Consider the following 10,590-nt stretch of genomic DNA (forward strand, 5'->3'; position numbering starts at 1 on the left):
AGCGGGCTATCTGACGAAGAACAGGAGCGAAAAGGACCAAAAAATCGCCCAAAGCACACACGAAAACAGATACATCAAGCCAAGAAAAACTTTTTGGAGAAATTCAAAACAGCTTCTTATATTGCATTGCATTCTCCCACGCAACAGGAAAGCTTTCCGCACGCAATAAATGTTTCAGCTAGTTTTATTGCATTGAAACTAAAGTTTCATTGCAATAAAACTAAAGTTTCAATTATATAAAATCACCGATGAACTTATATTAGTGAATAAAGGCACCGGCATACATACAGCTTATCATTCTTTTTTCCAAGTGTATTCGTACTGGCAATAATCGTATTCCGGTTCTTCAGCGATGCCATATTTACGGAATACCATGCGCACGTAGTCTTGTGCCTGAGGCGTGAAAGCCCTTTCGTGCCGCTTCAGCCGATAAAACAAATTTTTCCCGAAACTGCACAACAAGTCATTCTTTATCGCCATCGCCTTCTCGTGCATCAGTTTGTCGAACATCTTGCTCCAGCCGTAAGCGTACTTCACCGGCGTATCATCAAGAAACTCAGTGCACTTCTTTCCCGTCTGCTTCCATTGGGGGTTGAGCATGCAGACGTAACGCACGTCTTCCGGAATGAATTTCGTCACCTGATAACGCAAGCACTTGTCCGCGCGCTTGCAATTCCCGTTCAGGCAATGCCCGAACCTCTTCGGCACGATGCTGTAATCTAATTCTTTTATCATGATAAAGAAAAACTTTTTGTAGAAATTCAAAACACATTCTTACACAAAGGAACAATTTTATTAGGAAACAAGCAAGCCGAAAACAAAAATATTCACCACAGAGGCCATAGAGTACCACAAAGGAAAAATTTAAAAGACTCTGTGTACCTGTGGTGAGAAAATGCACAAAGCTATACCGCAACAGTATAAGCAGAACAGATTTGCATATCCGGAAAATTATTGATAACTTGTCGCCATATTTCAAATACCAGTAAAAACAAGATTGAAACATGATGAAGAAACAGGCATTTTTATTACTCCTTGCCTTGGATACCTCTCCGGCATGGGCGCAACAAGCCACCGTATCAGGTCCTGATAACCAACTCAAGGTAGACATTACGGTAGAAGCAGGTACCCCGTTTTATTCTGTAACCTACAAAGGCAAGACCATGCTGGAAAAATCACCGCTGGGTTTCGTATCCAATGTAGGCGACTTCAGTCAAGGGATGACTTACATAAGCCAGAAAAACCGCACCCTCGAAGAAACTTACCGGATGGACCGCACCAAACAATCGGAAGTAAACTACCGTGCCAATGAACTGACCGTCACCCTGCAGAATGCAGAGCAGAAACCGATAGACGTGACTTTCCGGGTGAGCGACAACGATGTAGCTTTCCGCTACGAAATACCCCGTTACGGCGATACGGGCAGTATCGTCATCGAACGCGAAACAACAGGGTTCGATTTTCCTTCGTATACCACCACCTTCCTTACGCCACAAAGCGACCCGATGATAGGTTGGAAACGCACCAAACCCAGCTACGAAGAAGAATACACACCTGATGCCCCACTGACCACCCGCTCGCAATATGGCCACGGATTTACCTTCCCCGGCCTGTTCCGCATCGGTGAAGACGGATGGGCATTGGTCAGCGAGACCGGAGTAGATGACAGATATTGTGCCTCACACCTGAGCGATGCCACTACAGAAGGTTTGTTTACCATCGCCTTCCCTATGCCGGAAGAGAATAACGGAAACGGAACAACAACGGCAGGACTGGCACTTCCGGGTACAACACCCTGGCGTACGATTACGGTAGGCGACGGACTGAAACCAATCGTGGAAACTACTGTGCCTTGGGACGTAGTAAAACCCCGTTTCACTTCCGGACATACTTATAAATATGGCAAAGGGACCTGGAGCTGGATTGTATGGCAAGACGCCAGCATCAATTACGATGACCAAGTGCGCTACATCGACCTGGCTTCGGCTATGGGATTCAACTATGCCCTGATAGACAACTGGTGGGACACAAACATCGGACGTGAAGGGATAGAAAAACTGGTAAAGTACGCACGTTCGAAAAACGTAGAACTGTTCTTATGGTATAGTTCAAGTGGCTATTGGAACGACATCGTGCAGGGACCTACCAACCGGATGGACAGCCCCATTGAGCGCAAACAGGAAATGAAATGGATGCAGAAAATCGGAGTGAAAGGCATCAAGGTAGACTTCTTCGGAGGCGACAAGCAGGAGACCATGCGCCTGTACGAATCCATTCTGAGCGATGCCGACGACTACGGCCTGATGGTTATCTTCCACGGCTGTACCCTCCCGCGCGGTTGGGAACGCATGTATCCCAACTATGTGGGAAGCGAAGCAGTACTGGCTTCGGAAAACTTGATATTCAATCAACACTTCGATGATATGGAAGCTTTCAATGCCTGCCTGCACCCGTTTATCCGCAATACCGTAGGCTGTATGGAATTTGGCGGCACCTTCCTGAACAAGCGTTACAACCGCACGAATGATGGAGGAACCACCCGCAAAACTACCGATATATTCCAGCTTGCCACGGCGGTTCTCTTCCAAAACCCGATTCAGAACTTTGCCATCACGCCAAACAACCTGACCGATGCTCCCCAACTGGCTCTCGACTTCCTGAAAGAAGTGCCCACTACCTGGGACGAAACAGTATTCCTTGACGGTTATCCGGGCAAATATGTCGTACTGGCACGCCGCCACGGAGACCGTTGGTACATAGCCGGTATCAATGCCGGAAAAGAACCGTTGAAGCTAACCTTAAATCTTCCAATGTACCAGAAAGGCGATAAAGTATCGTTCTACTCAGATGCAAAAGACCGTACTCCCCAACTGGAACAACAAGAGATAAAGAAACCAGCCGAAGTAAAAGTAACCATCCAACCCGAAGGTGGCGTGATATGGGTGAAATAAAAAAAATAACACACCAACACGAAGACACAAAGGATATTTCATCCATGTGTCTTCGTGTCTATTGTATCAATTCATCCGGGTATATTCTTCAATGTCACGGATAGCTTCTTTTGCCTTGCGACGAACGCTGACAAGATGCGACACACCTAAAATGGCTCCCAAAATGAAACCTGCCGTACCGCCATAACAGATAATTTCTCCTCCGACTTTCGGGTAACTCTCCACCATAAACCAGGCAATCCAGCAAAGGGCAAACGGTATGCCGAAATAAAGCCACCTTACTCCCAAACGATTCATGCGCACCAGTGCCTTGCTGACATCCAATAAGTTTGCAGCTGCTATTTCCTGCGCACTGATTCCCCGATGATTATAACGCTGAAAATACCAGGCAACCAGCAAGAAACAAGAAGTAAACACACAAAAAATCCACGAGTAACCCATCAGAATGAAATATACGTTGCAATAGACAAGGGCAAACCCAATCAACACATAAACGGTTTTCTTCTTCCGGTCAATATAAGAAACCTTGTCTTGCGTAGATTGCCTGATAAGTTTTTCGCTGACAATGGTTTCTTTCTCCAACTTAGCTTTCAGCAATTGTATTTGCTGCCGCATATCTTCCAGTTCGAAACTCTCTGAACGATTTTCCATAATGATGCATGTTTTTAATGGTTCGACATTTTTTTCAACTCTTCTTTGATACGATACAGGCGCACGGATACATTCTTAGCCGAAATCCCGACAATCTCGCCTATTTCTTCGTAACTGATATTCTCCAGCCACAACAAAACAATGGCACGGTCGAATGGCTTGAGCCGATGGATGCGGTCATACAACTGTCGGATTTGCCGGGCATCTTCATCTTTATCCTCAAACAAATTGATGTCCATGACAAGCGGAAGAGCAGCCCGTTTCTTCTTTTTCCTTTCGTAAGAAATGCATGTGTTAAAACTGACCTTCCATATCCACGTATCCATACTGCTGAGGTGCCTGAACGAACTGTACCCTTTCCATAGGTTGATGAGCACTTCCTGAAACAGGTCACTGACCTCATCGGAATCTTTCGAAAACATAAAACATACCGTATAAATGGTATTTTTATGCTCTTTCACCATTTGCGCAAATGTTGTATCCAATGTTTCCATATCCTTTAAAAGTTGTTTTTTAACCATTAGACGCAGCAACCAACGGGAAAACTACACAAAAATAGACATTTTTTCTACAAAATATGCTGGTGAATTAAGATAATTACTAGAGAGGAAAAGCACAAAAGTACTGGAAAAAAGAAAATGCTATGCTACTAATGACGAATTTACAATTTGTCATCATATCTTCGTTTGTCGGATACGGTTCAGACACAAAGCAAAAGACTTTCACTTCATCGATTTCAGATTTATGCCTTGTTTCTTTCTACCACCGTACCCGATTCATTTAATAAGAAGCACTTGCCCGGAGACCAGCCTGTTCCAAGAGAGTCACGATGCGATCGAGTTCTTCGTGAGTAGCTTTCTGAAGAAAACTATCGGGCGTTTCTCTATCTATTGTATAAATCATCACCTGACGGGGAGCTATTGCCTTTACTACTTCCAGCCACGGGAGAACGAAAACATCCGAAGTATTGTCTACATCTTCGCCTTCATCAGTCTTTCCTTTCAGAAACATGGTCTGGATAATCAGATTGCCTTGGAAAGCCTTCATTCCTTCAATGATGCGATTTACATCGTATGAACCTGCCGGACGGTCTACCTTATTAATATAAGCAGTATCTACCGTATCCAGCTTCAGAATGTTATTGTCTACCCGGCACAACGCTTCGAACACTTCAGGACGATGTATTTGGGTAGAATTGCTCAACACACTTATTCTGGCATTAGGGAAATAACGGTTACGCAAGGTAATGGTATCTTCGATGATTTCCTTAAAATGCGGATGAAGCGTAGGTTCACCATTACCGGCAAAAGTCAAGACATCAGGAGCAGGACCATTTGCCTGCATATTTATCAGACGGCGTTCCAAAGCATTGTACACTTCTTCGCGTGTAGGAAGTTTCGCATGAGGACGATGGTCTTTATTGTATCCGCACTCGCAATAAATGCAATCGAACGTACAACATTTCCCGTCAGCGGGCAAAAGATTAATGCCTAGCGATACACCCAGCCGACGGCTATGAATGGGTCCGAAAATGGGAGAAGGATAAATGATGGTAGACATAAGCTTTCACATGTTTCTATTCGCATGCAAATATACAATAAGTAACGCAGATTGATGCAGATGAATGCGAATAAAATGAAGATAACTTCATAGACAGCTTCAGAGGCAGCTTCAGATAACTGCTACCGCTCGCACAGATAACTGAAACGGCAAAGTAATATATCTTCAGCTTATCACCATTTCAAACGCACCTGCACCTGTAAGTCCGCCTTATCACTTCCTTGTATTTCTTCAGTACCCGAACTGATACGGTTCCGGTCTTGATAGTGTGTCCATCCCCATTTGGCTTGAATCATCAGACGGTTCTTCCACGTATATTTCAAGTTGATTGCCATACGGGTACCTTTGCCATAAAACGAATTCATCGAAAAAGCATAGAGCAATCCGGGTTCGTAAACATAGATTCGGGAATTATAATCTTGCGTATGAAACCAAGTACCTGTCAATGATACCTGAACAGGAATTGGAGGAATACTTCCTTTCACCGTACCGCTCACATATCCCCCTTTCGATTTTTCCCGTCCGTTATACGAAGTCATCACTCCCTCTCCTACTCCTTTCAACGAAAGATATGCACTTGGCGCATACGAACATTGGTAATGCAAACGTTGCCTTACGTAAGGCAATACAAACTTTGTTTCATCAGGAGAAGTATAGTTTTTAGCCTTGTTCTTATAAGTATACTTTATTAACATCGAGAGTGAATTTGATGGTGAATAACTTAATTGGCATAATCCGTCGAATCCCGATGTATGGTCACGGTCCACCTGATACTTTCGATAGAAAAAATGAAAGAAATCACCGTAACACAAAAACTTGAACTGTCCTAAAAAACTGGTTTCCAATCCTAAATAAGCTCCTGTCTCGTTTTGAAGTTTCGAGTTTTCTCCGAAAGCATTCCCATAAAGCGACTGATAACGCTTGTCATAATACCGGTGAATAAGTAAAATATTAGTATGAACAGCCGGTTGATAACAGAGTGCATGAAGCGTAGCAACTTTTCCATGCTTATCTACAGCAGTCTCTCCTGAAAATGTAAACCGGTTCAGAAAGAATTTATAATAAACACCTGCATTATAAAAATACATTCCACGTGGATAATACAAATTATAATCACGTGCATCAGGATTCAACATCTTGTTAAAACGATTATACACAGCAGTTAATCCAAATTCTGTGTATTTCCCATTATAAGTTAAATTACATCCAGTCAAGTGATTGGATACCGTATGTTTCTTCTCCATATCTTTTTTCAACCGATGATATCCATCAGTTTTCAACGACCTTATAAACCCGTTTTCAACACGTGCATCCTGCTTCCTGAACGAATAAAAAGCAGATACATTCCAGCGTCTGCCCAGTTGATAAGTGGCAGCTATCCCTTGCAGGTACTCCCCTTCTCCCACTGAAGTATATTTGGTAAATCCTTGTCCGAAACGGTTCTGGTTTATCATTCCTTTTCCTAAAGTAAAACTTCCTATGTTCAACACCAGTCCATACCCGAAATTAGCCTTAAAATTACCAATGGCCAATGTCTTGAGACGTTTAAAATTGGAAAGAAATACATATCCCGAATAGGAATCATATCCTTTCCGGTTGTATTGCACGAAAAAAGGTTCTCCTGCATCCTTCTCTGCGGTCAGTCCGATATATATCTGATTACGATACTGAAAACGATAACGTATATTATGGTAAAACGGATCGCCATAATACCGTTTGTTAGGACTTTCAGCCAAGGTTTCTTCATCGTAACCGGCATACCCTGCCTTAGTGTTGAAAGGAATGTCCAAGCGTGTTAATAACTCTTGTTTATTGTATTTCCACAAGTTTTTCCATTTAAGTCTATCTTTTTCATTATCAGATGGTCCGATGTAGATAAAGTCGGTTAAAAACTTTCGTGTCTGCCAGTCCATTCCCTCTATTCCCAACAGTTCATTTTTGGTAAGCATTGGTCCGTATTTGTAGATATAATACAAGATATTCTCTATCATCCGGTCGGATAAAAATGGTAATTGCTCCAATTCTTCCTTAGTAATGGTATTGATATTAAAAGGATGTTCAGCTATTTCGCTCAACTCTTCATATTTTTCCTGCCAGCCCGCCAGTTCTTCAGGAGCTGCTATGTCTTCATTCCATTCCAGCCAGTCCGATTGTGCCAACAAGGGTGTTAATACACAAACAATTGATAGACAAAACATAAATAATCGTTTCAACATGGTATTCACAAGTTTTCAACAGAGATAAATACGTTAATTTTTCGTATAAGCTCTGTTCGGGTTTAACTACAAGTCATTATTATTTCTATTTTTGCGCATTATGAAAAAAACTCTCTACATAGCACTGGTTCTGTTTTTGGTTTTCGCGATGAGAACCAAAGCACAAACACATTCGGGTACTGCCTCAATGTACAAAGTACCTGTGTGTGTGTACAACGGAGATACTATACCTCATATAACGCTGAGAACCATCTATGTTTACCCCGAACTGCATTTTAAAAACAAACGCCAAAGAAAATATTACAACAAACTGGTAAGGGATGTAAAAAAAACCCTGCCATTGGCAAAAGAAGTAAACCGTGCCGTAATCGAAACTTATGAATACCTGATGACGCTTCCCGATGAAAAAGCTCGCGAACGCCATATCAAAAAAGTAGAAAAAGGACTGAAAGAGCAATACACTCCACGTATGAAGAAACTAACATTCTCGCAAGGGAAACTGTTGATAAAGCTGGTGAACCGTGAGTGTAACCAGTCATCCTATCAACTGGTAAAAGCATTTATGGGACCTTTCAAAGCAGGATTTTACCAAACTTTCGCTGCACTCTTCGGTGCCAGCCTGAAAAAAGAGTATCATCCCGAAGATGAAGACAAACTGACTGAACGGGTTGTGGTACTGGTGGAAAACGGACAATTATAAAGTTTATAGAAACACAGATCATCCAAACCACGTATCTGTGTTTCAGCGTTCAAACTGCATGTCACTTCGCCAACTCCTTAGCAAATTCCCATAAAATAATCCCTGCTGTAACTGACACGTTCAAAGAGTGTTTGGTGCCGAATTGGGGGATTTCGATGCATCCATCACACATATCCACAACCTCTTGCTTTACTCCTTTTACTTCATTTCCCAACACTACAGCATACCTTTTATCTGTTTCCAAAACCAGTTTGTCTAACATCGTACTTCCCTCGCATTGTTCAATAGCAAATACAGTATATCCCATCGTATGCAATTCATTTACAGCATCCTCGGTATTTTTAAAATATTTCCAGTCAACTGTATATTCGGCTCCAAGTGCTGTTTTATGCATTTCCGGATGTGGCGGAGTAGCCGTAATGCCACATAGATAAATACTGTTTACCAAAAAAGCATCCGATGTACGGAATACCGCACCTATATTGTGTAAACTTCTCACCTCGTCTAACACGACGACAAGAGGAAGTTTTCGGGATTCCTTAAATTCGTCTACCGTCAGACGGTGCATTTCGGTTACTTTCAATTTTCTTAATGTTCCCATAATTGCTGAATTATGATGCAAAGATAAAAAGTATATTCATAACCCAGTTGAAAACGGTTGAAAACCTGTAAAAAAAGAATGCATAGAAAATAAAAACTTTATCTTGGTTTATTCGGATAAATCTTTATAGACAGATGAAATCGAACTTTCAAAAAAAGAAAAAGAAAAGTTTCATCACAGGTTTAAACAGATTTTTTAATAGAAAATACCAAGACCATTAAGAGAAAGTTTTTAACTTTGCCACATATCAACTGTAAGTGAATAGCAGACATAAATAATGCATAATCAGATTATAAGCCTGTTGATGAACACTTGATAGCAATACAACATGAACTTATAACTTAAAAAACAAGATTTTTGCCTGATTTTTACGAACATTATCAACGGGATATTATAACAATCATAGATTTTCTTAAAAAAGAAAAGATTTAAAAATATGAATATGAAAAAAGAAGAATGGTTGAAAAAGGGATATGCTGATGAAGCTATCGACAAAGGTATGGATTTGAAAGCCGAAATCAGACGTTTGTGTAAAGAAAAGAATGCCGTTATTTTAGGGCATTTCTATCAAGCTGATGAAATACAAGAAATAGCCGATTTTATAGGAGACAGTCTGGCATTGGCACAATGGGCTGCTAAAACCGATGCGGATATAATCGTAATGTGTGGAGTACACTTTATGGGTGAAACAGCGAAAATCCTTTGTCCGGACAAGAAGGTGTTGATTCCTGATTTGAATGCTGGATGCTCGTTGGCGGATAGTTGTCCGGCAGACGAATTTGCCCGGTTCGTCAATCAGCATCCCGAACATGTGGTTATTTCATACGTAAATACCAGTGCCGCGGTGAAGGCATTGACCGATGTGGTGGTAACTTCTACAAACGCCAAGCAAATCGTTGAAAGTTTTCCTCAAGACCAACCGATAATTTTTGGTCCTGACAAGAATTTGGGGAACTATATAAATTCTGTAACCGGAAGAGATATGTTGCTGTGGGATGGTGCATGTCATGTGCATGAAAAGTTTTCCGTTGAAAAGATTTTAGAACTGAAAAAGCAGTATCCTGATGCTGCAATACTGGTGCATCCCGAATGTAAAGGACCGGTTGCGAAATTAGCAGATAAAGTAGCTTCTACTGCCGGACTATTGAAATATGCTGTAGAGAGTGATAAGAAAAACTTTATTGTAGCTACAGAAAGTGGTATTCTTTATGAAATGCGTAAAAAATGTCCGGATAAAAATTTTATACCTGCTCCACCAGAAGATAGTACATGTGCTTGTAACGAATGTAATTTTATGCGATTGAACACACTTTCAAAACTGTATAATACGTTGAAATATGAGTGGCCGGAAGTGAAGGTTGATGGAAAGATAGCTGAAAAAGCCATTAAACCTATACAAAAGATGTTGGACATATCTGCTAGATTGGGTTTGTAAAAAAGATTTGTTAAAAACTTTAGGGTATGCTGGCAAATTTCTTAAAACGTATTATAAAACATCTATTTGTTATGAAAAAGCTTGCATATTCCGTAGAAGTTCGTACCTTTGTACTGTGTTTTTCATAGTATTAGATTTAAGGTTAACAAAGGTTGGAGTACAGCGGTACTCCTTTTTTTATGTCCGTACGTTTGGTCCGGCTTCTTTTTGATAGTCCCATTATTCTTGTGGATTTCCCAGATTCAAGCATGCCTTTTGATGAACATAAGTGGGTTGCCCGTTTCACATAAGTACCCCTGCCGTTTCACATAAGTGGTCCTGCCTTACCACTTATGTCCGTCTGGATGTGTGGGGATGTTTTTTTGTCCTGTGTGCCCTTCGCGCGCGTATAATTATATTAATGAGTATCCGTTTCGGCCATTTTTCATCAGTTTTAAGAATATTCGTCCTGTAATATGTTGTATAGCAGCATTTTG

The 10,590-nt window shown here is 41.3% G+C and carries 10 protein-coding genes; 4 read left to right on the forward strand and 6 right to left on the reverse strand.

The window, feature by feature from the left end; translation table 11 throughout:
- Nucleotides 1–240: hypothetical protein (locus B5F25_RS22025; RefSeq protein WP_162614462.1), on the forward strand; the 240-nt coding region annotated here is incomplete at its 5' end.
- Between the two features lie 54 nt (nucleotides 241–294).
- Here the strand turns inward: B5F25_RS22025 and B5F25_RS19680 are convergent.
- Entirely contained in the window at nucleotides 295–735 is a 441-nt protein-coding gene (locus B5F25_RS19680) for a DUF6078 family protein (RefSeq protein WP_022039281.1), read from the reverse strand.
- 272 nt (nucleotides 736–1,007) lie between these two features.
- Between B5F25_RS19680 and B5F25_RS19685 the strand changes: the two genes are divergently transcribed.
- Nucleotides 1,008–2,951 (forward strand): glycoside hydrolase family 97 protein, encoded by a 1,944-nt coding sequence (locus B5F25_RS19685; protein WP_087251582.1) that lies wholly within the window; start codon nucleotides 1,008–1,010, stop codon nucleotides 2,949–2,951.
- A 66-nt stretch (nucleotides 2,952–3,017) separates the two neighbouring features.
- Here B5F25_RS19685 and B5F25_RS19690 read toward each other — a convergent pair whose 3' ends face one another.
- The 4 genes from B5F25_RS19690 to B5F25_RS19705 all read right to left on the reverse strand — a co-directional run bounded on the left by B5F25_RS19690 (nucleotide 3,018) and on the right by B5F25_RS19705 (nucleotide 7,360).
- Nucleotides 3,018–3,602: a hypothetical protein gene (locus B5F25_RS19690; RefSeq protein ID WP_022039283.1), complete on the reverse strand. Its 585-nt coding sequence runs from the start codon at nucleotides 3,600–3,602 to the stop codon at nucleotides 3,018–3,020.
- Between the two features lie 14 nt (nucleotides 3,603–3,616).
- Entirely contained in the window at nucleotides 3,617–4,096 is a 480-nt protein-coding gene (locus B5F25_RS19695; RefSeq protein ID WP_087251580.1) for a sigma-70 family RNA polymerase sigma factor, read from the reverse strand.
- Between the two features lie 286 nt (nucleotides 4,097–4,382).
- Nucleotides 4,383–5,162 carry a radical SAM protein gene (locus B5F25_RS19700; protein WP_087212751.1) on the reverse strand — a complete coding sequence of 260 codons (780 nt, stop codon included), beginning with the start codon at nucleotides 5,160–5,162 and terminating at the stop codon, nucleotides 4,383–4,385.
- 173 nt (nucleotides 5,163–5,335) lie between these two features.
- A complete protein-coding gene (locus B5F25_RS19705; protein ID WP_239414027.1) occupies nucleotides 5,336–7,360 on the reverse strand; it encodes a helix-hairpin-helix domain-containing protein in 2,025 nt (674 codons plus the stop codon).
- 166 nt (nucleotides 7,361–7,526) lie between these two features.
- On the opposite strand from B5F25_RS19705, the gene B5F25_RS19710 reads away from it, so the two are divergent.
- Nucleotides 7,527–8,078 (forward strand): DUF4294 domain-containing protein, encoded by a 552-nt coding sequence (locus B5F25_RS19710; protein WP_225226404.1) that lies wholly within the window; start codon nucleotides 7,527–7,529, stop codon nucleotides 8,076–8,078.
- 61 nt (nucleotides 8,079–8,139) lie between these two features.
- Here the strand turns inward: B5F25_RS19710 and B5F25_RS19715 are convergent, their stop codons facing one another.
- Complete coding sequence (locus tag B5F25_RS19715; protein WP_022039080.1) at nucleotides 8,140–8,679, reverse strand: RNA methyltransferase; 540 nt, start codon at nucleotides 8,677–8,679, stop codon at nucleotides 8,140–8,142.
- Nucleotides 8,680–9,121: 442 nt separating this feature from the next.
- Between B5F25_RS19715 and nadA the strand changes: the two genes are divergently transcribed.
- The gene (nadA, locus tag B5F25_RS19720) at nucleotides 9,122–10,114 is read left to right on the forward strand and encodes a quinolinate synthase NadA (RefSeq protein WP_087212757.1); all 993 of its coding nucleotides are present in this window, start codon (nucleotides 9,122–9,124) and stop codon (nucleotides 10,112–10,114) included.
- The last annotated feature ends 476 nt before the right edge of the window (nucleotides 10,115–10,590 follow it).

This window comes from Bacteroides sp. An19 (genome assembly GCF_002160215.1).
GTDB lineage: Bacteria > Bacteroidota > Bacteroidia > Bacteroidales > Bacteroidaceae > Phocaeicola > Phocaeicola intestinalis.

Bases quoted from the DNA above. Each gene is read 5' to 3' on its own strand.
- B5F25_RS19680 (WP_022039281.1), bottom strand. From the start codon at position 735: ATGATAAAAGAATTAGATTACAGCATCGTGCCGAAGAGGTTCGGGCAT.
- B5F25_RS19685 (WP_087251582.1), top strand. From the start codon at position 1,008: ATGAAGAAACAGGCATTTTTATTACTCCTTGCCTTGGATACCTCTCCG.
- B5F25_RS19690 (WP_022039283.1), bottom strand. From the start codon at position 3,602: ATGGAAAATCGTTCAGAGAGTTTCGAACTGGAAGATATGCGGCAGCAA.
- B5F25_RS19695 (WP_087251580.1), bottom strand. From the start codon at position 4,096: ATGGAAACATTGGATACAACATTTGCGCAAATGGTGAAAGAGCATAAA.
- B5F25_RS19700 (WP_087212751.1), bottom strand. From the start codon at position 5,162: ATGTCTACCATCATTTATCCTTCTCCCATTTTCGGACCCATTCATAGC.
- B5F25_RS19705 (WP_239414027.1), bottom strand. From the start codon at position 7,360: ATGTTTTGTCTATCAATTGTTTGTGTATTAACACCCTTGTTGGCACAA.
- B5F25_RS19710 (WP_225226404.1), top strand. From the start codon at position 7,527: ATGAGAACCAAAGCACAAACACATTCGGGTACTGCCTCAATGTACAAA.
- B5F25_RS19715 (WP_022039080.1), bottom strand. From the start codon at position 8,679: ATGGGAACATTAAGAAAATTGAAAGTAACCGAAATGCACCGTCTGACG.
- nadA (WP_087212757.1), top strand. From the start codon at position 9,122: ATGAAAAAAGAAGAATGGTTGAAAAAGGGATATGCTGATGAAGCTATC.